Below are 24,116 nucleotides of genomic sequence, written 5' to 3' on the forward strand. Positions count from 1 at the left end.
TATATCAGAGTTATTCAAAATTAATTTTACTAATTCATCTCTAGATAAAGACATAGCCTGTGCTCCCTTCATTTGATAATTTATTATATCATCCTAATGAAGTTTACACAGACTATTTTACACTCTCGTTTTACAGGGACTTATAATATTTATTATCACGTAAATATATATCTAATTTTAGTATCATAACTTGAGAAATAATCTTTATACATGTAATAAGTTCCCTTGAACCAAGAAATTTAATATTTCTTGTTCGTTTAGAAATATATCACCTATCATTCCGTGAGCTCTGAAAGGTTCGCTGCAACTATGAAAGTCTGAACCAGCCGTGTAAATCCAATTTCTATTTCTAGCCACTTCTAAGAAGTATTCTGTATCTTCATCTGTATTACTGAAATATTTTGCTTCTAAACCATCAAAATTTAATTTTACTATTTCTTGAAAATGATTTTTAGTTAAAAGGACAGGATGTGCTAATATGACCGTAGCTCCAAAAAACTTTAAAATTTCAATTCCAGTTTCCACAGATAACACATCCTTTTTAGATTCAAAATTTATAGATTTTCCTAATAAGCGTTTGATAGATGAGATTTTGTGCCTCTTAACATTTCTTAATATCTCTATGAGAAGTTCATTTTTATAACTATCATCCTTAAAATATCCTAAAACATGTACTCGAGAGTCATTATATCTAGTAGAAAGTTCTACTCCAGGAATGACTTTTATTCCAAGTTGTTTTCCAGATGAAATAGCTTCGTCTATACCATCAGTATTATTATGATCGGTCAACGCAATAATATCCACATTCCTTTTTTTAGATAACATTACTATTTCTTTAGGATTATGTCCTCCATCTGAGAAAGTGGAGTGGATATGAAAATCACCTTTTTTATACATTATAACTCCTATTCAATATTATCTACCCTTCAGTATATGGATTTTTATATTAATTGTTAAACTATATATTTAGTAGATCTAATTTATTATAGAAATAAAAAACAGTTCGGTTTTTTTGAGATAGGGGGAGGCTAATATAGGATAGTAAATGAGGGAAATAGCATAGGATTTCAGAGAAAAGTATAGTTAATTTAAACTATTACATTGTGAAAAGTGGAAGTGAAGTTGTAAAATGTCGAAAATGTGCTAAAATTGTTATAGGGATAAATGTTATAAGTCTTTTAGAATGTGAAAACAATTTTGAAAGGCAACCTTGAATTAAAACTGTAAAAAAGAATTAAATAACAAGGTAAAGGGGATAAACTAATGAAAAAAGCTTTTTTAACGAAGACAATGAGTGCAATTATTGTTGCTACAATTACTACTATATTACCGTTAGGAGTATCGGCCGAATGGAAACAAAACATTGATAAAACGTGGAGCTATACTGAGAGAAATACAATAGCAAAAGGCTGGAGATATATTTCAGGTGAATGGTATTACTTTAATTCAGATGGAAATATGAAGACAGGATGGACTTATGACAGAGGACAATGGTACTATTTAGATAGTTCAGGTGCAATGGAAGAAGGCTGGGTTAATATTAAAGGCACTTGGTATTATTTTGATAGTACTGGTGCAATGAAGACCGGGTGGATTAAGGAAAATGGATACTGGTATTACTTGGATTATCAGGATGGAATGAAAACAGGGACTGTTGAGCTTGGTAGCAGAACATATTATTTTGATAACTCAGGTAGACTACGAAATTATGCTACTGTAAGTGAAGTAACAACATCAACTACTTCAGGCAGCAATCAGCAGACTACACAAACTAGTAATTCTACTAGTTCAGGAGCGACAATATCAGTAAGTGGATTACCGAATTTACCTAAAAATTATTCAGTAAGTGTACAAGCAGCAGCTGAAAATAAAATTCTTGAATTAATGAATCAAAAAAGGACTGAAGCGGGATTGAAAGCATTAGTTATGGATAATACCTTATTACAGGTTGCGAGGTATAAGAGTAATCACATGATACAGTATAACTATTTTGATCATACAACTCCGCAGGGGAATAACTGGACAAGCTGGTTACAAGCAATTGGGTATAAATATACTGCAACTGGAGAAAATATTGCATACAATACTTATGATGCGGTTTATCTATTTACACAATGGTGGAATTCAACAGGCCATAGAGCAAATATGATGAATCCTTCTTACAATAGAGTGGGTATAGGAGTTTTAAATGGAAATGGTAAGTACATGGGAACACAAACTTTTTCAAATTAAGTATTAAGCAGAATAATACATATAATAAATATAATTAAAAAGGTTTGAGTGAGAGTGAAAACTGCTAATTTTTTAAATTAGCAGTTTTTAATTACTCAAAATATAGTATAAAAAATTAAAATAAATAAAGTAAATCTAAACATTTACAAAAGGGGGAGAGGTATTATATAATGAATTCATGCCAATCAATTCATTATGTGTTTCTAGGAGGGATATGTTATGTTAACAATAAGATTATTTTGTGCAGCAGGAATGTCTACAAGCCTTTTGGTTAGTAAAATGAAAGAGGCTGCAAAAAATAAGGGGATTGAAGTTGATATTGAGGCTTTTCCAGAAAGCCAAATGGATAAACATTTAGATAATGTAGATGTTGCATTATTAGGACCACAGGTTGGATACACAATTGCAAAAGCAAGAAGAGTATGTGAACCTAAAGGAATCCCAGTAGATATTATACCAATGGTTGATTACGGAATGATGAATGGTGCGAAAGTACTAGATTTTGCATTAAAATTAGCTAACAAATAGAAAATAAGAAGAGAAAATTAAAAGCATTATTCAAAACACTTTATGAAGAATTTGCATAATTAATAAGAATTATTGTGCAAGATTCCATGTGGTTATAAAGGTAGTAGTATCAAAACCACATGGAAGATTGTAGCTTAAAAAAATAAAATGAAAATGTTAACCCAATATTTCCAAATGATTTTTGCGAAATATTGGGTTTATTAATACAAAAGTAATATATAACAATGTATATCAAATATTAAGTATTGTTGTTTGTTAGTCAAATGCCTCAGGGACTAGATTTATGATTTTTAGTGAATATATTACCTCAAAGCTTTAGCAGATTTGCCAATATGTATGTCTATTAAATTAAATATTTATATTGGTTATATTTCTTTATGAAAAAATTATATAAGTTCTTTAATTAACCAACTTTAAAGGTTGACAATTAAAGTATGAAGTGGTAAATTATAAAACAATATAAAGTGAAATTGAATAATTAATATATTAGAGGATATAAAAAGATAGATATAACTAAATACATTATTTTAAATCGTTGAAAAGGAGATAAAACTATATGCGCACTTACAGAGAATCGACGGTGCTGAAAAGTTGATAGAAAGCGGTATAGTAAAAGTAGCCTTTGAGAGTGTGGGTAAAAGGAATTCATAATGATTTTTCTGAGCAAAATTTTTTGTGTAATGGATAAATATTATTTGAAGTTCTCAGTAATTCACAACGTTTGGATTGCGTTATAAATCCGGAATGTGTTTGCATTCTTATAAAGTGGGTGTATTTTCATCAATTAAGGTGGTACCGCAGGAATTAGAATCCTGTCCTTTGCATTAATCAGAGGACAGGATTCTTTATTTTATAAAAATTAAGGAGGGGAAAATTATGAATTTTAATTATGCTGAAAGAATGTCTAATTTAAAGGCTTCAGAAATTAGAGAAATATTAAAGGTTACTCAAAGACTAGAGGTGATATCTTTTGCCGGAGGTCTTCCAGCACCAGAGTTATTTCCTATTGATGAAATAAAGGAAGTTAATAGAATTGTTCTTGAAGAAGATGGAGAAAGTGTTCTTCAATATACAACAACGGAAGGGTATAATCCTTTAAGAGAATGGTGCGCTGATAGAATGAATAAAAGATTGGGGACAAATTTTGAATATGACCACATATTAATTACCCATGGTTCTCAGCAGGCTTTAGACCTTTCGGGAAAAGTATTTCTAAACAAAGGAGATATCGTTTTATGTGAGAGCCCAACATATCTTGCAGCAATAAGTGCATTTAAAGCTTATGAATGTAATTTTATAGAAGTTCCAACAGATGATGATGGCATGATTATCAGTGAATTAGAAGATTTATTAAAAACTACTGAAAATGTTAAAATGATTTATGTTATTCCGGAATTCCAAAACCCAACAGGTAGAACGTGGAGTATTGCAAGAAGAAAAGCCATTGCTGAACTTGCATCAAAATATAATGTAATTGTCCTTGAAGATAATCCGTATGGAGAATTAAGATTTGAAGGAAAAACTCTACCGTCCATAAAATCTTTTGACAATAGTGGACAAGTATTGTGTATGGGAACATTTTCTAAGATATTCTGTCCAGGATATAGGATTGGATGGATTGCAGGGCATAAAGAATTAATACAAAAATATATACTAGTAAAACAATGCACTGATCTTCAATGCAATACTATAGCTCAAAGAGATATAGCTAAATATCTTGAACTTTATGATATTGATAAACATATAGAAAAAATCCGTGAAGTTTATAGGGAACGATGTGATTTGGCATTTAATACAATGGAAAGAGAATTTCCTAAAGAAGTTAAATTTAAAAAGCCTCAAGGTGGATTATTTATGTGGATTGAGCTTCCAAATAAAATAAATGCGAGAGATGTACTTGAAAAGTGTCTTGAAAGGAATGTTGCTTTTGTTCCGGGAGGTTCATTCTTTCCAAATGGTGGGCATGAAAATACTTTCAGAATTAATTTTTCTAATATGCCTAATGAAAGAATTGTTGAAGGAATAAAATGTATTGGAGAAGTTTTGAAAGAGTATATTTAATTTTATAAATATTTATAGTCTATCTTATTAGGAATCATCTTTAGATAAATTTATAGAACATATTAAGGGTATACTAAATATTGTGTAGCGGTTAAATTTATCTAAATTTAAGACTTACTTATAGTCAGTATAACAAGAAAAGATGTTTTATATATAAGCTTATGTAGGATAATGATTGTATATAAGTATATAAGTATATAAGTATATAAGTATAGAAAATAGAGGTTATATAATAATGAAAGATTGATATTAAGACTAACTTAGCATTATTGGTTTAATTTTGCTATAATAGATAGTATGGGAAGTTTAATAAAAAAGATCAAGGGGATGATTCCAGATGATAAAACTTATCGCATCAGATATGGATGGGACATTGTTAAATGAAAAACATAAAATAGATAAGGAAACAGTTGAAGCTATAAGGAAGGCAGAAGAGTCAGGCATAGTTTTTGCTATTTCTACAGGAAGAGAATATGATACTGTTGAACCGCTTTTAAAAGAGAATAATATAAGATGCCAATGTGTTCTTATGAATGGTGCTGAGTATAGGGATGAAGATGGTAATATATTAGAAGATATAAATATAGAGCTTGAAACTGCGACTAAAATAATAGGAATACTTCAAAAAGAAAAAGTTTCAGCAAGAATATTTACTAATAAAGGAATATATACTACAGATACTAAAGAAGAAGCATTAAAAGAAATGGTATATAGGACATTATCTTTTGAGCCTAATCTTACTTACGAAGAAGCAGAGAAAATTGCCAAAACTCAGCCATATTTTGTACAGCTTAAGTATATTTCGAATTTGGATGAGTTTTTAAAGAGTGGTATGGAAATTAGAAAATTCGTAGCTTTTCATAAAGATGTAGAACTTATAAATAAGATGAAAAAGGTAATAGGACAAATAGAAAGAATTGCTGTATCATCTTCTTTCAGGGATAATATAGAGGTAACTCATATTACTGCACAAAAGGGAATAATACTTGCTAAAGTATCTGAAAAAATGGGATTTAAAAGAGATGAAGTATTAGTACTAGGGGATAGTTTTAATGACTATTCGATGTTTACAGAATTTACGGAATCAGTGGCCATGGGTAATGCAATCCCAGAAATAAAAGAAATTGCAAAGTACATTACTGATACTAATGATAACCTTGGAGTAGCAAAGGCTATCTACAGAGTTTTAGAGGAACAGAAATAAAAAATATACATTTCACTTAAGCGATAATTAATTTATACTTTATAAAATAGATTATTCAAGGCAACAGATTCTATAGGTTAAATCTGTTGCCTTAATATAGTTACATTTTGTAAGATAAGAATTTGGTGTCAATACCTTTTAAATTTATACTTATCCATTTCGCTTTCTATAAGCTGAGTTTGAGATACCAATTCTTCAGTGGATGCTGCTAGTTCCTCCGCTGTTGCTGAATTTGTTTGAACTACTTGAGATATTTGATCAACTCCAGAAGTCATTTCAGTTATTGCTTCAGTTTGATTTTCGGAGGCTATAGTTATTTGTCTTACTAATTCAGCTGTATCATCAACATTTTTAACTATTGTGTCCAGAGAGGCAGCAGTTTCTTCAGCTAGTTTTTCACCACTAGATATTAGCGATAACGAGCTTTCTATTATCTTTGTAGTATTATATACAGCTTGAGAGGATTGTTCAGCAAGATGTCTTACTTCTTCTGCAACAACTGCAAAACCTTTTCCGGCTTCGCCGGCTCTAGCAGCTTCTATAGCAGCATTTAATGCCAGTAAATTAGTTTGTTCAGAAATTTCCTCGATTGCACTAATAATTTCATAAATTTGCTTTGACGATATACTTATCTGTTTCATAGAACTCATTAGTTCTTGCATCTTACTATTTCCATTTTCTACGATTGATTTTGTGTTTTTTGAAAATTCATTAGCTTTCTCAGCATTTATTGTATTTTTCTTAACTTGACTAAGTATTTCTTTAAAATTCATTAAAAGTTCTTCAACTGTTTCGGCCTGGTCGTTAGAACCCTGAGAAAGTATTTGTGTGGTTAAAGATATTTGTTCTGAGCCGTTAGAGATTGAGGAAATTGATTCGTTCATATTATAAAATATAGAGTTTAAAGAATATATTATATTTTTTATAGATTTTTGAATAGGAGCAAAGTCCCCAACATATTCAATAGATGTATCTAAGTTTACATCAAGAATGCCACTTGATAATTTTTCTAGGGTATTTGTTATGTCGCATATATAAGAAACTAGCATTTCTATAGAGTTAGTCAAATCGTTAGACATCTCTCCCATTTCATCATCTGAGTTGTATGAAGTATCTATTTTGAGATTTCCTGAAGCTATATTTTTAGCTATATCTTTAACATGATTAATACCCTCGAGTAATACATCACTTAATGTTCTAGTTAAGAAAAGTGATATAACAATTAAAAGAAGCATAATAATAATAATAAATACTAATGAAATATTTTTATAAGAGTTTGAACTGGTAACAAAAGATTTAGCATTTTCCTGAGATGCCTTAAAAAGCTTAAGTATACTGTCTTCAGATTGCTTTATTTGTGAAGAATAGGTATCTTGACTTACTTTCATTACTGACTGATTAGTCTTAGATTTAAGCAATTCGCTTAATTTTGCTCTTTTTTCTTCTGAATTTTTCACACTTGATAGAAATTCATCTAATAACCCAGTATCACCCTTATAGATTTCTTTTAAGATTTCTATATTTTTAGTGAGACTTACAGATTCAGTATCGGCTTGTTCTAAATAAACAATTTTTATTTGTGAATCTGTTTCAGTAATAGATCTAAACATGTCCATTTTTATTGATTGTAGATTAACTCTAATATTAGAAATAGTTTCAGAAACTTTATATGGTCCATCATATAGTGAATTTGTACGTGATGAAATAAAAAATATAACACAAATGGCAACTGTCATAAGAAAAAAAGTAAGTCCTAAAATTGATGCAAATGTAATTTTTAATTTATTACGAATTGAACAATTCCTGATAATCTTTGCGAATTTATTATACATATACTCCCTCCTTCGATAGAAAATACCAATGATCGATAAGGCTGTTAAGCTCAAATAGCACTTAAACGTTTTCTTGAATTTAAATATTATAACAATTTAAAAATATGTATAAATTGATACAGTTAACATTTGTTGTTAACTACCAAATTTGTCTTAAAAATATTTTAAAGCAAATTTGGTAGTTGTTTTAAATATCAATCACTAATATTTAAAATATAATAGATATTAGTACATTAAAAGTATATCTTCACTTTTAAATATATAAAGGCTATAAAATAGAGAATTTATAAACTGTTTTGTGATTATATTCTTCACCGGCCTTAAGTATTGGAGATTCAAATTTATCACAATTTATAGAATTCGGGAAATATTGAGTTTCGAGGCAGAAGCCATTTCTAATATTATAGATAGCGCTGTTTTTACCTGCACCTAATCCATCAAGAAAATTTCCGCTATAAAATTGTATACCAGGAGTACTAGTAAATACATCCATTACAATACCTGAATTTTCATCTATTGCTTGAGCAGCTTTTACTTCAAGTGAGCCATTAGCATTTAATACCCAGTTATGATCATAGCCTTTTCCAAAGATAATTTGATCATAGTCGCTATTTATATTTTTACCAATAGGAGTTAATGTTTTAAAGTCCATAGGTGTTCCTGAAACTTCTTTTATTTCTCCCGTAGGAATTGAGTACTGATCATTTACTGTAAATTTATCAGCATTTATCATTAATTTTTGATTAAGAACATCTCCGGAAGAATGTCCAGAAAGGTTAAAATAAGCATGATTTGTAAGGTTTACAACCGTATCTTTATCGGAAGTTGCATTGTAATTTATTTCAATTGCATTATCTTCAGTAAGAACATATGTAACCTTAACATTAAGATTACCAGGATATCCTTCTTCACCATCTTTACTAAAATAAGAAAGTTGTAATTCATTCGAAGAAGCATTAGATATTTCCGCTTCCCATACTACTTTATCAAAACCTTTTATTCCACCATGAAGATGATTTTCACCATCGTTTTGTGCTACAGTATACTCTTGTCCATTAAGAGTGAATTTACCATTTTGTATTCTATTTCCGAAACGGCCTATTAATGCGCCAAAAAACTTATCGCCCTTTAAATAGCCTTCTAAATTATCATATCCTAGCATTACATCAATAAATTCACCATTTTTACTCGGAACTAGTGATGTGACAATTATACCGCCGTAATTAGTGATATCAACTGTCATTCCATTATTATTTTTTAGAGTATAAATATAAATTTCTTTCCCATCAGGCATTGTTCCAAAAACTTTTTTTTCTATTGCCATACTAAACACCTCCAAATTAAATCAAACAATGTCTTATTATTAAGTATACATTTACATATGATTGACATTGTTTTCATGTATGCACAAGTATATTATAATACAATGACGTTGTACATACAATTATTTTGAAAAATAATTCCGAAATATATTGAAATAATATAAATATGTAACTAATATAGTATTATTAGGAAAAGTAACGAATTAAAACATTGGAGATATCACTGAAAGCTAATAAGTATAAAAAATGGAGGGTTTTATGTGGAAATTGGTTGTTGCTGATGATGAACCTAAAATTAGACGAGGAATCGAGAAAGTTTTGGAATGGAGTGGATTTAATATTGAGATTGTAGGAGAGGCAGAAGATGGAGAAATTGCATTAGAAATAATACAGAAGAAAAATCCAGATATTATTTTGTTAGATATAAATATGCCATTTCTAAATGGGCTGAATCTTTTACAGAAATTAAAGGAAATTAACAATAAAAGCATTGTTATAATAATAAGTGGGTATGATGATTTTTCCTATGCACAGAAAGCATTGCAATTTAATGTCTTTGATTACATCTTAAAACCAGTAAGTAAAAAAAATATTGAAGAAGTAATAATCAAAGCAGTTTACAAACTTAATGAAAGAGAAAAGGAAGATAATTATTTAGAATGGGTTAAAGAACAGCTAACTGAAAATAAAGATATGCTTCAAAAGACTTTTTTTAGTGAATGGTTTAATAATAAATTATCTGATGAACAGGTTTTAAAAGAGATAAAGTTTTTCGGTATTGAATTCGGAAAGAACGTTGGAATTATAGTTATAAAGCTTATGGAAAAACTAAATATCGAGAGTATAGGAGAGAAATGGGACTCAGAATTATTGGAATTTGCAATTGCGAATCTATTAAAAGATAAATTCAAAGAATTAAATTCAAATTTTATTTTTTCTGATGAAAAACATAATATAGTACTAATAAGCAAAATAAACGATATGTTGGAATGGGTTGCTGTAAGCAGTAGTATAGAAGCAGATATATCAAAATATTTAAAGTGTAATGTTATAATTGAACAAGCCAATGTCTCTGAGGGTGTATTAAAAATAAAAGCGGAATATATAAAGATTAGAAATAGCGTAAGTGAAAAAAAGAAATGTACTCCTATTGTGTTACTAACAATCAAGCATATAGAAGATAGTTATTATTCTAATGATATAAACATCAACGATATATCAGAAAAATTGGAAGTAACTTCATCATATTTAAGTAAGTTATTAAAAAAAGAAACAGGATTATCTTTTATTGATTATTTAACAAATATAAGAATAAAGAAAGCAATGTATATCATGGAAGATCCAACAATAAAAATTTATGATGTAGCTGAATTAGTTGGGTATAGTAACCAACATTATTTCTGTAGAGCCTTTAAAAAAGTAGTTGGAATATCACCGACAGATTATAAGAGGGGAAAATAGAATGAAAAATAGAAGAAAAACTTTCTATATATCTGTAATTATAATTTTTATATTTATATTAATGTTTTTTTCAGTTTACTTATATAAGACAAGCACTGAAAAGAAGGATACGTTTATAATCGGAATGTCTCAAGCTAATCTATACGAGCCTTGGAGAATATATATGAATAAGGAGATACAAGAGGAGGCTAAAAAACATAGTAATATAAAAATAATTTTCAAAGATGCAGGCGGAGATGTAGAAAAACAGAAAAAGGATATCGAGGATCTAATAAATTTTGGTGCAGATCTACTTATTGTCTCAATTAATGACTCCAAAGAGTTAACATCTACAGTAAGAAAGGCATATAAATCCATTCCGGTAATATTGTTAGATAGGGCGGTAGATGGATACGATTACAGCTTGTATATAGGTGCTGATACAAAATCTATTGGCGTTCAAGCCGGGGAGTTCATAGGAGAATTATCGGGAAATGATAAAGTTAATGTTATTGAAGTTCAGGGAATACTAGATTCAAGTACGGATAAGGAAATAACTAGCGGTTTTAAAGAGGCAATTAGTAAATATAAAAATATTTCTATAGATAGGACTATTGTTGGAAATTGGAAGAAGAATGAGACTCAGGATAAGTTAGAAGAAATTCTGAAGGAAGATAAAAGTGTAAATATAATTTTTGCTCATAGTGATTACATGGCACTTGGAGCATATTATGCAATAGTGAGTACTAACTCAAAGGATATTAAGATAATTGGAGTGGATGGACTTGAAGGACCACAGGGCGGAATAGAATTAGTTAAGAACGGGGTATTACAAGGAACATTTACATGTAGAACTGGAGGGAAAGAGGCAATAGAATATGCATTGAAAATTTTAAATAAGGAAGACGATATTCCTAAGAAGATAATATTAGAATGTAATAAAATAGTCAAAGATACCTTGAGTAATTAAAAAAAGAATTTCCAAAATTCGTAAAAGTATAAAAAAGTGCTGATTAATGCAAATACAATTTTAAACTGAGGATATATAATGAACTCATGAAAACGAAATCATAAAATACAGGGGGAATTAATTATGAAGTTAAAAAAGATGATCGCATTAATGGCAAGTACAGTTATATGTATTGGAATGCTTGCAGGATGTGGAGGTTCAGCAGGCGGAAATGGATCAGCACAGACATCAAATGAAAAATCTTCAGGTAAAAAGGTAATCGGATTTGCACAAGTTGGTGCAGAAAGTGGTTGGAGAACAGCAGAAACTGATTCCATAAAATCAATTCCAACTTTAGATTCAAATTTTGATTTGAAATTCTCAGATGGTCAACAAAAGCAAGAAAATCAAATAAAAGCAATAAGATCATTTATTGCTCAAAAAGTAGATTTAATAGCTTTAGACCCAGTTGTTGAAACAGGTTGGGATACTGTACTTAAAGAAGCTAAGGATGCTAAAATTCCAGTAGTAATTGTTGATAGAAAAGTTACAGTTTCAGATGATTCACTCTATAAATGTTTCTTAGGTTCAGATATGGTTGCAGAAGGTAAAAAGGCTGCACAAATACTAATAGATCAATTCGGTAAAGATGCAAAGCTTAATATAGCAGAGCTTCAAGGAACAGTTGGATCAACTGCAATGGTTGGAAGACAACAAGGATTTAATGATGCAATAAAAGATTGTCCTAATTATAAGATAATAAAATCACAAACTGGTGACTTTACTCGTGCAAAAGGTAAAGAAGTTATGGAAGCTTTCTTAAAATCTGACGGAGATAAGATAAATGTATTATGGTCTCATAATGATGATATGGCAATGGGAGCTATTCAAGCAATTGAAGAATATGGTAAGAAACCAGGAAAAGATATATTTATACTATCAGTTGATGGAATTAAGGATATATTCCAAGCAATGGTTGATGGAAAAGCTAATGCAACAGTTGAATGTAACCCACTACTAGGGCCACAATTGTTAGAAGTTGCTAAAAACATATTAGATGGAAAAGAAGTAGAAAGAACTATAAACTCAAAAGAAAGCCAATTCTTACAAAAGGATGCAGCTGCAGAATTACCAAATAGAAAATACTAGTAGTAACAAACATAAGAGCTTGGTTTTAGTCCATGCTCTTATGTTAAAAAAAAGGTAGTACGTACATGTTTGGAGTTGTGTGAAAACAAGAGGAGTGATATAAATGAGCGATTCTAATATAGTTTTAGAAATGAAAAATATTAGTAAATTCTTTCCTGGTGTTAGAGCTCTCTCAAAGGTTGATTTTACTCTTAGAAAGGGTGAAATTCATACACTGATGGGAGAAAATGGAGCAGGAAAATCAACATTAATAAAAGTACTTACGGGTGTTTATGAAGTAGATGAGGGTACAATTACATTGAGAGGTAAAGACATAAAGATTTCATCTACGCAGGAAGCTCAAAATCATGGTATTAGTACAGTATATCAGGAAGTAAACTTATGTCCCAATTTAACTGTTGCAGAGAACATATATATTGGACGTGAACCTAAGAAAAATGGCGGTATTGATTGGAAAAAGATGAATAGTGATGCAGAAAAGTTATTGGAAGAAAGGTTAAATTTAAAAGTTGATGTAAAAAAAGCTTTAAATAATTATTCAGTCGCAGTTCAACAAATGGTAGCTATTGCACGTGCGGTGGATATCTCACAAGGTATACTAATCCTTGATGAACCTACATCAAGCTTAGATGATAAAGAAGTAAAGCAATTATTTAAAATTATGAAAAAGTTTAGAGAAGAAGGAATGTCAATAATATTTGTTACTCACTTTTTAGATCAGGTATATGAGGTTTCAGATAAACTTACAGTACTTAGAAATGGAGAATTGGTTGGAACATATGATGCTGATAAGCTTTCAAGAATTGAATTGGTTTCTAAAATGATAGGTAAAGATTATGGTGAAATAGAAAAAAGCACTAGAATTAAAAAAGAAACATCTAAGGTAAAGAGAGTAAATTTTATATCCACAAATAAATTCGGTAGATCTGGAACTATTAGTCCGTTTAACATAGAAATTAAAAAGGGCGAAATTCTTGGTTTTGCTGGACTTCTTGGATCTGGAAGAAGTGAATGTGCAAGAGCAATATTTGGCATAGATAAATCTACAAGTGGAAATATAACTATAAATGGAAAGACATATTCATATATTTATCCTAAAAAAGCAATAGAAGAAGGACTGGGGTTCTGCCCTGAAGATAGAAAGATTGAGGGAATAGTTGGAGATTTAACCATAAGAGAGAATATAATATTAGCTCTTCAAGCAAACAAAGGTGTATTTAAATATTTGCCAATGAAAAAACAACAAGAAATTTCACAAAAATATATTGATTTGCTTAGAATTAAAACACCGAGTATGGAGCAAAAAATTAATAATTTAAGTGGAGGCAATCAACAAAAAGTAATACTATCAAGATGGCTGGCTACAGAGCCAGAACTATTAATATTAGACGAACCAACAAGAGGTATTGATATAGGAGCAAAAGGTGAAATAACAGAATTAATTTTATCTTTAGCCAAGCAAGGTATGACAATTTTATTTATTTCATCTGAACTTCCAGAGGTAGTTAAATGCTGCGATAGAGTAATAGTACTTAGAGATAGAAATGTTATTGGAGAATTAGTTGGAGATGAAATAGAGGAGTCAAATATTATGAAAACTATAGCGGGAGGTGCTAGATAGTATGGAAAATAGAAAAGAAATAAATATTTTTCATAAAATGTATAACGCTAAAATATTTTGGCCATTAACAAGCTTAATTATATTGTTGTTATTTAATTTTATAATGACACCAAGTTTCTTAAGCATAAGTATGAAAGATGGACATTTATTTGGGAATACTATCGATATATTAAATCGTGCAGCACCATTAATCCTAATCTCACTTGGAATGACACTTGTAATAGCAACTCAAGGTATAGATATTTCTGTTGGATCTATAATTGCAATAAGTGCAGCTCTATCAGCAACTGTAATAGTTGATGGCGGTTCTGTCCCATTAGCAGTTGCGGTAGGTATAATTAGTGGACTAGCTTGTGGAATATGGAATGGTTTTTTGGTTTCATATATAGGCGTTCAGCCAATGGTTGGAACACTAATTCTTTATATAGTTGGAAGAGGAATCGCTCAACTTATAACAGGAGGGCAAATACTAACTTTTAATAATAAAGATTTTATTTTTATAGGAACTGGATATATACTACTTCCAGTAGCTATATTCATTGCACTAATAGTAGCTCTTATTATGTATGTTTTAATTAGAAGAACTGCATTAGGATTATTTATTGAGTCTATAGGAGTTAATAATAATTCATGTAAGTTTGCAGGTATTCAGTCAAGGAAAGTTGTATTTTCACTTTATGTTATATGTGGAGTACTTGCTGGAATAGCAGGAATAATATTATGCTCAAATATTAAGAGCGCTGATGCTAATAACGTAGGATTATGGTTAGAGCTTGATGCAATACTTGCAACTGTTATTGGAGGAACTTCTATGTCTGGAGGCAGGTTCTATCTTTCAGGAACTGTTGTTGGAGCGTTATTTATTCAAACATTAACAACAACTATATATAGTTTAGGAGTTGCGCCAGAAATTACACTAGTTGTAAAAGCAATTGTTGTTATTGTTGTATGCATTATTCAATCTCCGGAATTCAGAAAAATGCTGAAAGTAAAGAAAACTGCAAAAGCTCCGGTAAATGAAAAAGAGGTGATTAGAGCATGAATAAATCCATAGAAAAAAAGAATATATTTAAATTAAACAAAGATTATATTGCAATTTATGCGACAATCGCATTGTTTATAGGATTATTTCTAATTGGTTCAGTTTTATATAGAGGATTTTTATCACCGCAAGTATTTACTAACCTATTTATTGATAATGCGTATTTAATAGTAGTAGCAATTGGTGAGGCAGTAGCAATATTAACTGGTGGAATTGATCTTTCAGTGGGCTCCATGATTGCTTTTATAAGCATGATTACTGCAAGTTTACTACAAAAAGGAGTAAATCCAGTTCTTGTAATCTTAATAGCGCTTTTTGTGGGAATCATTTTTGGAACAGTACAAGGCTTTTTGATTCAAAAGTTTAAGTTACATCCATGGATTGTAACCCTTGCGGGGATGTTTTTCGCAAGAGGAGCAAGTTATATTATAAGCATTGATACAATTACAATTGATAATCCGTTTTTTACTGCCATTTCGTCATATAGAATTGCAATATTACCAGATGCATTTATTTCAATTAATGTTGTTGTAAGTCTAATAGTTGTAGCAGCAGCATTTTATATGCTAAAGTTCACAAGATTTGGAAGGACAGTATATGCAATTGGTGGTAATGAAAATTCTGCAAAGTTAATGGGACTACCTGTAGAAAGAACAAAAGTACTTGTATATACATTTTCTGGATTTTGTTCGTCTTTAGGTGGATTGTTATTTACAATATACACGCTTTCAGGTTATGGGCTTCATTGCAACGGAATGGAGATGGATGCTATAGCAGCATGCGTAATTGGCGGGATATTGTTAACTGGAGGATACGGAAGTATCATAGGGCCATTATTTGGAGTACTTACAACAGGAATAATTCAAAGTCTTATAATGTTCGATGGGACATTAAATTCCTGGTGGACTAAAATAGCTGTTGGGATGCTATTATTCCTGTTTATTGTATTACAAAGGATTATAGTTATTAGAGATGAAAAACGCAAAAGTGTAATTTCCTAAGCTATACAATTTCTCGTAGTAAAAGGTATTGCGTAGAACTTAAAGTGAAGCAATGAACAACCGAAATAGAATACATATATGTTCCGCAGGACTATGAAAAATTTCACTGAGCATATCTAAACTGAAAGTTGTACCCACGTCTGCATGCTCCTGCGACAAGCGCATGACAAGCAGATGTGGAACAACTTTCAGTTAAGATATGCAGCAGCTTATTTTTCAATGCCTGACTCCACATATATGTATTCTATTTCTTTGTTTTGCTATGATCTTAAGTAGTTGACAGATACCCGTGCCAAGAGTTATATGCATTCTATTAAGAATTGTAAATAAAGGTATTCTTAATATAAGAAATATAAAAATACTTGATTAAAGCATTCTTTATTTTGAATTTATACTAAACTAGAAATGGAATATATGTTTTTGCGAAGCGTTCATAAGAATATTTAGCTGGCTATAATCTTAGAATCATCCAGCAAAAGATTCAAGGAACCGGAGCAAACACATATATTCCATTTCCTATTTTAGCAATAAACCTAAAATAGAATTTTACTGCAAGTATTTTTATATTACGGGTGGTTTACAAGACCTTTAAATTTAGAAGTAATTCTAAATTAATTATTGTTAGTGCTATAAGTGTGGAATACATATTTAGTTAATAGTAAAATAAGAATTGAAACAAAGGTAACAGCTATATAATAATTTTTTATAGTATAAGGTTGGAATTTATTGGGGGGATCTAATTGAAGAACATAAAGAGATATTTTATGAATAAGAGTATAGGGGACAAACTTATATTTTATTTTTTTGGAGTAATTTTGGTTGTGACTATCACAATAACTACTCTAGGAAATTTATTATACAAAAATTCAATTAATTTCTCACAAAATGAAAATACAAATCAAATAATAAAGCAAATAAATAGCAATATAGAATCTTATGTTAAAATTACTGAGAATATTATAAATTACATGTCATGTGATCCTAGAATAATAAAGTTCTTAAATGATAATAAGCCAGAAAATAATGATATGGAAGATGAAGCATATAAGTCAATTTATAATTTTATTAAATTTAATCCGGAAATAGCTGGGATAATGGTAGTGAATAATAATGGTGGATATATAAGTGATGTTATGAATAAGGTATCAAGGGACTCCTTAACTAACGAAGACTGGTATTCTAAGGCATGCAATAAGCCGGAGAATATACACCTATTTACTAAACCGATAGGACGGAATATTGATAACATTTTTAGGTATTCAGCAGATGAAGTTTTCTCAGTATCTAAGGCAGTTATTGATCAATCAACTGGGGAAACAAAAGGCGTGATTCTCATTGATATAAAATTAGATGCTATTAAAAACATTATTGAAAATTCAAAACCGGGAACAGCAGGATTTATTTATATTATGGATAATAATAAAGAAATAGTATACACGCCTGTAAATAATATAGTGTATAAGATTAAAACAGAATGGATTGAAAATAACAATGATGAAAAAATTATAAAAAATATAAATGGAGAAAATTATCAGTTAACAAAGGTAGATTCACAATATACAGGTTGGGAAACTGTTGGGGTGTTCCCAGAAAGTGAAAGCTTACAGGTAATTAAGTATACAAGATACTATTCGCTTGCCGTAGCGATTTTAGCATTAGTAATAGCTCAAATTTTAGTTATTATTTTTACAAGATCTATAGTCAATCCAATTCGAAAGTTAAAAAAACTTATGAGGAAAGCTCAAGAAGGTGAGTTGACAGTTTCGTTTAATGCAAAATATAATGATGAAATTGGTGAGCTTGGTAATTCATTTAATACAATGGTAAAAGAAATAGATAACCTAATAAACTTAGTTCAAATAGAAGAAAAAAATAAGCGGATTGCAGAAATGAATGTTCTGCAAGCACAAATAAAACCACACTTTATGTATAATACACTCGATACAATAAGATGGATGGCAGAAGAACACAAGGAAGATAATATAGTAGAAATAATTGAAGCATTTACTAATCTACTAAGGATAAGTTTGAGTAAGGGAAAGGAAATAATAAGCGTTAAAGAAGAGCTAAGCCATGTGCAAAGCTACCTTACAATTCAAAAGATAAGATATGAAGATAAGTTAGATTATGAAATTAACTTTGATGAAAATATGTTAAATTATAAGTTGATAAAACTGATATTACAGCCTTTGGTAGAAAATGCAATTTATCACGGAATAAAAGAAAAAAGGGGAAATGGAAAAATTTTTATTACAGGTAAAATTGAGAATAATTCATTATGTTTTACTGTAGTTGATAATGGAAAGGGAATAGAGGAAGAAAAATTAAATAAAATAAATTGTATGTTAAAAAGTGGATTCGAAAAGAAAAATGAAATAGGTTACGGGATTTTTAATGTAAATGCAAGAATAAAGCTTATTTATGGCGAGGAATATGGATTGACCTATAAAAGTATTTATGAGGAAGGTACAATTGTTGAGCTTAAGCATCCAATAGTTGAGTTTAGCTAAAAATTTAACGCCTATATAAATATTGTTGTGAAAAAAAGATAAAGTCTGGGGAGCAGACTTTATCTTTTTTATTTTAATTAATGAGGGGGAATAGTAAATCTTAGAATTAATAGTGAGGATACTTGTTTTTAGAAATATAACGATTTGCATATTCTAAAATTAATAACTAAGATTTACTATTATATCTATATAAATAAGTTATAAGCATTTAACAATTATTTCCAAGCGGTGCTAGAAAATTTTAATTCATTTTTAAATGTTGAAAGTTTAGTATCATTATTTATTACTACACATTCGATTCCAACCAGATCAGCCCAATCTAATAATTGTTCTTCATCAACTATGAATGAGAAACTAGTATGGTGAGCTCCACCAGCCATGATCCATGCTTTAGCGCCTTCTTTTAATGATGGTTGTGGTTTCCAAAGAACGCTTGCTACTGGTAAGTTTGGCATATCTTCAGTCACTTCAACACAATCAACACTATTAACTATTAAACGGAATCTGTTACCCATATCTATTAATGAAGCAGCAACAGCAGGACCAGAAGCACCTTTAAATACTAAACGAGCTGGATCTTCTTTATCTCCAATTCCAAGTGGGTGCACTTCAATTACTGGTTTTGTTGCAGCAAGTGTTGGGCATATTTCAAGCATATGTGCTCCAAGAATTAATCCATTTTCTGAATCCATATTATAAGTGTAATCTTCCATTAAACCAGTGCCTTTTCCGCCTGCCATGATTTTCATAGCTCTAAGAAGTGCAGCAGTCTTCCAATCTCCTTCAGCACCAAAGCCATAACCTTCAGCCATTAAATGTTGAGCAGCAAGACCAGGAAGTTGTTTCATTCCATGAAGTGCTTGGAAGTTAGTTGTGAAAGCTGTATATCCTTTTGCATCTAAGAAAGTTCTTAGCCCAATTTCGATTTTAGCTTGTTCACGGATAGAGTCTATAGGAGCTTTAGGATCTATATCATATAATTTAGAATATTCAGCCATAAGTTCATCGATTTGACCTTCAGTAACTTTCTCCATTGATTTAACTAGGTCACCAACTCCATAATAATCAACTGTCCAACCAAACTTAATTTGAGCTTCAATTCTATCACCATCAGTAACGGCAACATCTCTCATGTTATCTCCGAAACGAGCCACTTTAATGCTACGTCCTTCGGTAAATGCTACTGCAGGAGCCATCCATTTAGCTATATCAGCAGCAACAGAAGAATCTGTCCAGTGACCAACTACTATTTTACGAGCTATATCAAGTCTAGCTCCAATATATCCAAATTCTCTATCTCCATGAGCTGCTTGGTTTAAGTTCATGAAGTCCATATCAATTGTTCCCCAAGGAATTTCTTTGTTAAATTGAGTATGAAGATGAAGTAATGGCTTTCTAAGTTCAGTTAAACCATGAATCCACATTTTTGCTGGTGAGAATGTATGCATCCAAGTAATTATACCAGCACAGTTCTCATCGTTATTAGCATCATTACATACTTTTCTGATTGAAGGAGAATCAGTAGCAACTGTTTTAAATACAATTTTATAAGGTAGATCTTTGGTATTTAATCCTTCAACGATTATCTTTGAGTTATCAGATACTTGATCTATTACTTCAGGACCATATAGAGGTTGACTTCCTGTAACAAACCAAAATTCATAATTTTTTACTTTTAACATTTAACATTCCTCCTAATATATAAAGTGAAACCTTTTGGGTGGAGTTTTAGCTCCAGCTAAATTTAGTTGAACTTATCCATGAGCGTGCAGCCGTTATCTTCCAGTTCATCTATTGTGGAATGCTACGAATGCTAGCTATCGGATAAATAAAAATACTTATCTAATTTCAGTATACCTTTTCATGAGTACAAACAAGCCTTGTTGTATGTACAAGCTTATTATAATACAATAACGTTGTACATACAAGATGTAAAATTAAAAAAAATTAATATTTTTTTTTCCAGACAAATATTATTATGTCCTAAATTAGGTAAGGACACGTTTACAGTAAAATTATCATTTAGGATTAAGATAAAAATTATGAAAGTAGATGATGTGCATTAAGTTTAAAACCTAAATAAATTTAGAAAAAACTATTGATATATATAAGGAATAGATATATAATCAAATCATCAAGTGCGTACAACCCTTAAGAGATTATTTTAGAAGAATTAATTTGTAGATTATTCTTAAGAAGTTGTTGCATAGTAATTTGATGAAAGTAGTTGAGAAAGATGAAAGAAGCTGAAACAAAGCATGAACTAATTGAAAATTATTATATCAGCCTGATAGAAGAAAACAAGGTTTCAGCAGGAGACCAATTACCTTCTGAAAATGAAATAGCCAACTTATTCAATGTAAGTAGGCATACAGTAAGACAAGCTCTTACTTATTTGGTGCAAGAAGGCTGGATATATAAAGAAAGAGGAAAAGGAAGTTTTTACTCTAATAAAAAAGGTAATGAAATTAAAAAAAATGTTGCCGTTCTTACAACTTATATATCAGACTATATTTTTCCTAAAATTATATCAGGTATAGAGGAAGAATTAAGACGCAAGGGATATAATTTATTATTATTTAATAGTAATAACGACATTCAAAACGAAAGAAAATGTTTTGAGGATATCATAAACCAAGATATAGCAGGATTAATAGTTGAACCTGCACAAAGTACAATAAATAATCTGCATCATGACAGCATTAAGAAACTAGAAAAGAACAATATAAAATATATTGCAATAAATGCCAACTGTGATGAAGAAAATTCTGCATATATTGTAGTTGATGATGAACAAGGCGGATATAAGTTGACAAATTACTTATTAGAACTTGGTCATAGGAATATAGCTGCATTATTTAAAGCAGATGATTTACAAGGGGAAAAAAGGAGAAGAGGCTATATAAAGGCTCTTAAAGAATATGATTTGAGTTTTAACAAAAGCATAGTAGGGGAATACATAACTGATAATCAAGAAATGTATATAGATCAGTTTACAAAGAAGATTTTAAATCTTGAAGAAAAACCAACTGCAATTGTTTGCTATAATGATAAAGTTGCCTTGAAGGTAATAGATAATTGCAGAAGAGAAAATATAAAAATACCAAAAGATTTATCAATAGTAAGTTTCGATGATTCTAGTTTAGCAGTTTCATCAGATATTAAACTTACAACAATAAAGCATCCAAAGGAAGACATGGGAATAAGAGCTGCTAAATGTATTATAGATATGATTGAGGGAAGAATAGATAAACCTCAATATACATACAATGCAGAACTTATAGTTAGGGATTCTTGCTATAGAGTTTAAATTTTATCTTTGCTTTAGTGACTTGATTTGAAGTAACTGAAGCAAAGATGAATTTTAATGATATATACAATAAAGTATTTTTTTTATGTGCGCTTGTACGTACATATATACAACAAGGAAGTAGGGGTGTTTAAATGTTAGAGAAATTAAAAGAAAAAGTTTATGAAGCTAATATGGAACTTCAAAGAAAAGGTCTTGTAATCTATACTTGGGGAAATGTTAGTGAGATCGATAGAGAAACTGGATTAGTAGTCATAAAACCAAGTGGTGTTGATTATGATACTATGAAACCAGAAGACATGGTAGTTGTAGACTTAGAAGGAAATGTTGTAGAAGGAAAGTATAAACCTTCAACAGATACTCCAACTCATTTAGTTATGTATAAAACCTACCCTAATGTTGGAGGCGTTGTTCATACTCATTCAGATTGGGCAACAACTTTTGCTCAAGCAGGAATGTCTGTACCAGCTTTTGGTACAACTCATGCAGATTATTTTTATGGGGATATTCCTTGTACTCGTGACTTAACAGATGAAGAAATTAGCGGAGAATATGAAAAAGAAACAGGAAATGTAATAGTTGAAACTATTGGAGAAAAAGATCCATTAGAAATTCCGGCTATTGTTGTTAAAAATCATGGTCCTTTCGCTTGGGGAAAAGATGCTAATTCAGCAGTTTACAACGCAGTAGTACTAGATAAAGTTGCTGAAATGGCATATAAGACAATAACTTTAAATAAAGATGTAAAGGGTGTCAAGCAGCATCTTTTAGATAAACACTATCTTAGAAAACATGGTGCGAATGCATATTATGGTCAATAAGATAGTATGGTATAAACCTATTATATTTTGGAGGAGAATTTCAAAATTATGATTGGAACTCCTATTTTGAAATTCTCTTAAGTGCAAGCAATAGTTTGTTAAATAATGACAAACAAAATATATAAAGAGGAGATGTTAAGGAAATGAGATTTTTTTTAGACACAGCAAACGTAGAACACATTAAAGAAGCAAATGAAATGGGAGTTATCTGTGGTGTTACAACTAACCCATCACTAGTAGCAAAAGAAGGAAGAGACTTCAATGAAGTTATTAAAGAAATAACAGAAATAGTTGATGGACCAATAAGTGGAGAAGTTGTAAGTGAAGATGCTGAAGGAATGATTAAAGAAGGAAGAGAAATAGCAGCAATTCATAAAAACATGATAGTAAAAATCCCAATGACAGTTGAAGGCTTAAAAGCTACAAAAGTTTTAGCTAGTGAAGGAATCAAAACAAACGTGACTTTAATATTCTCAGCAACACAAGCATTACTTGCAGCAAATGCAGGAGCAACATATGTAAGCCCATTCCTTGGAAGAGTAGATGATATTTCAATGATAGGTATGGATTTAGTTAGAGATATAGCAGAAATATTTGAAATTCATGGATTAGAAACAGAAATAATAGCAGCAAGCGTAAGAAATCCAATCCATGTAATTGAAGCAGCAAAAGCAGGAGCGCACATATCAACAGTTCCTCATAGCTTAATATTACAAATGGTAAAACATCCATTAACAGATCAAGGACTTGAAAAATTCAAAGCTGACTGGGCAGCAGCATTTGGAAAGTAGAAATAAATATAAAACTATTTAGATATGAAACTAGATAAAAATAAATCCAGGAAACGAGGAAGAAAATGAGTAGAGAATTAGATAAATTATCTATTAATGCAATAAGAGTATTATCAGCAGATGCTATCCAAAAATCAAATTCAGGACATCCAGGGTTACCACTTGGGTCAGCTACTATGGCATTTACATTATGGTCAAAAATGAATCATAATGGAAAAAATCCAGAGTGGGATAACAGAGATAGATTTGTATTATCAGCAGGACATGGTTCGATGCTTGAATATTCATTATTACACTTATTCG

General features: G+C 30.4%; 18 protein-coding genes and 1 pseudogene. 15 read left to right on the forward strand and 4 right to left on the reverse strand.

The genetic code is table 11. The annotated features are described in order from the left end of the window. Positions 1–204: 204 nt before the first annotated feature. Positions 205–897: a PHP domain-containing protein gene (locus tag CLCHR_RS19540; protein WP_079441592.1), complete on the reverse strand. Its 693-nt coding sequence runs from the start codon at positions 895–897 to the stop codon at positions 205–207. A gap of 366 nt (positions 898–1,263) precedes the next feature. On the opposite strand from CLCHR_RS19540, the gene CLCHR_RS19545 reads away from it, so the two are divergent. The 4 genes from CLCHR_RS19545 (at position 1,264) to CLCHR_RS19560 (ending at position 6,025) form a co-directional block, all read left to right on the forward strand. Beyond that, a complete protein-coding gene (locus CLCHR_RS19545; protein WP_079441593.1) occupies positions 1,264–2,232 on the forward strand; it encodes a CAP domain-containing protein in 969 nt (322 codons plus the stop codon). Between the two features lie 219 nt (positions 2,233–2,451). Further along, positions 2,452–2,760, forward strand: coding sequence for a PTS sugar transporter subunit IIB (locus CLCHR_RS19550; protein ID WP_079441594.1), 309 nt, complete (start codon positions 2,452–2,454; stop codon positions 2,758–2,760). 876 nt (positions 2,761–3,636) lie between these two features. Beyond that, positions 3,637–4,821, forward strand: a complete 1,185-nt coding sequence (locus tag CLCHR_RS19555) for an aminotransferase-like domain-containing protein (RefSeq protein ID WP_079441595.1) — start codon at positions 3,637–3,639, stop codon at positions 4,819–4,821. A 337-nt stretch (positions 4,822–5,158) separates the two neighbouring features. Next, a complete protein-coding gene (locus CLCHR_RS19560) occupies positions 5,159–6,025 on the forward strand; it encodes a Cof-type HAD-IIB family hydrolase (protein ID WP_079441596.1) in 867 nt (288 codons plus the stop codon). Between the two features lie 128 nt (positions 6,026–6,153). Here the strand turns inward: CLCHR_RS19560 and CLCHR_RS19565 are convergent, their stop codons facing one another. Together CLCHR_RS19565 and CLCHR_RS19570 are read right to left on the reverse strand one after the other, a co-directional pair. Continuing rightward, on the reverse strand, positions 6,154–7,857 hold the full coding sequence (locus CLCHR_RS19565; protein WP_079441597.1) for a methyl-accepting chemotaxis protein: 1,704 nt from the start codon (positions 7,855–7,857) through the stop codon (positions 6,154–6,156). A 268-nt stretch (positions 7,858–8,125) separates the two neighbouring features. Continuing rightward, positions 8,126–9,181 carry an aldose epimerase family protein gene (locus CLCHR_RS19570; RefSeq protein ID WP_079441598.1) on the reverse strand — a complete coding sequence of 352 codons (1,056 nt, stop codon included), beginning with the start codon at positions 9,179–9,181 and terminating at the stop codon, positions 8,126–8,128. A 256-nt stretch (positions 9,182–9,437) separates the two neighbouring features. Here CLCHR_RS19570 and CLCHR_RS19575 point away from each other — a divergent pair, with 256 nt between their 5' ends. The 7 genes from CLCHR_RS19575 to CLCHR_RS19605 all read left to right on the forward strand — a co-directional run bounded on the left by CLCHR_RS19575 (position 9,438) and on the right by CLCHR_RS19605 (position 18,891). Then, positions 9,438–10,640 carry a response regulator transcription factor gene (locus tag CLCHR_RS19575; RefSeq protein WP_079441599.1) on the forward strand — a complete coding sequence of 401 codons (1,203 nt, stop codon included), beginning with the start codon at positions 9,438–9,440 and terminating at the stop codon, positions 10,638–10,640. A gap of 1 nt (position 10,641) precedes the next feature. Continuing rightward, positions 10,642–11,589, forward strand: coding sequence for a substrate-binding domain-containing protein (locus CLCHR_RS19580; protein ID WP_079441600.1), 948 nt, complete (start codon positions 10,642–10,644; stop codon positions 11,587–11,589). 123 nt (positions 11,590–11,712) lie between these two features. Further along, on the forward strand, positions 11,713–12,717 hold the full coding sequence (locus CLCHR_RS19585) for an ABC transporter substrate-binding protein (protein ID WP_079441601.1): 1,005 nt from the start codon (positions 11,713–11,715) through the stop codon (positions 12,715–12,717). 103 nt (positions 12,718–12,820) lie between these two features. After that, positions 12,821–14,338 (forward strand): sugar ABC transporter ATP-binding protein, encoded by a 1,518-nt coding sequence (locus tag CLCHR_RS19590; protein WP_079441602.1) that lies wholly within the window; start codon positions 12,821–12,823, stop codon positions 14,336–14,338. A gap of 1 nt (position 14,339) precedes the next feature. Further along, positions 14,340–15,380, forward strand: coding sequence for an ABC transporter permease (locus CLCHR_RS19595; protein WP_079441603.1), 1,041 nt, complete (start codon positions 14,340–14,342; stop codon positions 15,378–15,380). Beyond that, positions 15,377–16,381 carry a galactofuranose ABC transporter, permease protein YjfF gene (gene yjfF, locus CLCHR_RS19600; protein WP_079441604.1) on the forward strand — a complete coding sequence of 335 codons (1,005 nt, stop codon included), beginning with the start codon at positions 15,377–15,379 and terminating at the stop codon, positions 16,379–16,381. The genes CLCHR_RS19595 and yjfF overlap by 4 nt, the downstream gene beginning before the upstream one ends. A 764-nt stretch (positions 16,382–17,145) precedes the next feature. Continuing rightward, positions 17,146–18,891 (forward strand): cache domain-containing sensor histidine kinase, encoded by a 1,746-nt coding sequence (locus CLCHR_RS19605; protein ID WP_376747023.1) that lies wholly within the window; start codon positions 17,146–17,148, stop codon positions 18,889–18,891. Positions 18,892–19,106: 215 nt separating this feature from the next. Here CLCHR_RS19605 and araA read toward each other — a convergent pair whose 3' ends face one another. Then, on the reverse strand, positions 19,107–20,573 hold the full coding sequence (gene araA, locus CLCHR_RS19610; RefSeq protein WP_079441606.1) for an L-arabinose isomerase: 1,467 nt from the start codon (positions 20,571–20,573) through the stop codon (positions 19,107–19,109). Between the two features lie 554 nt (positions 20,574–21,127). Here araA and CLCHR_RS19615 point away from each other — a divergent pair. The 4 genes and pseudogenes from CLCHR_RS19615 to CLCHR_RS19630 form a co-directional block, all read left to right on the forward strand. Beyond that, a complete protein-coding gene (locus CLCHR_RS19615; RefSeq protein WP_079441607.1) occupies positions 21,128–22,201 on the forward strand; it encodes a GntR family transcriptional regulator in 1,074 nt (357 codons plus the stop codon). A 134-nt stretch (positions 22,202–22,335) separates the two neighbouring features. After that, positions 22,336–23,022, forward strand: coding sequence for an L-ribulose-5-phosphate 4-epimerase (locus tag CLCHR_RS19620; RefSeq protein WP_079441608.1), 687 nt, complete (start codon positions 22,336–22,338; stop codon positions 23,020–23,022). A gap of 143 nt (positions 23,023–23,165) precedes the next feature. Continuing rightward, complete coding sequence (gene fsa / locus CLCHR_RS19625; protein ID WP_079441609.1) at positions 23,166–23,813, forward strand: fructose-6-phosphate aldolase; 648 nt, start codon at positions 23,166–23,168, stop codon at positions 23,811–23,813. 65 nt (positions 23,814–23,878) lie between these two features. Beyond that, positions 23,879–24,116: pseudogene (locus tag CLCHR_RS19630) on the forward strand (transketolase); the annotation flags it as partial.

This window comes from Clostridium chromiireducens, from assembly GCF_002029255.1.
Lineage (GTDB): Bacteria > Bacillota > Clostridia > Clostridiales > Clostridiaceae > Clostridium > Clostridium chromiireducens.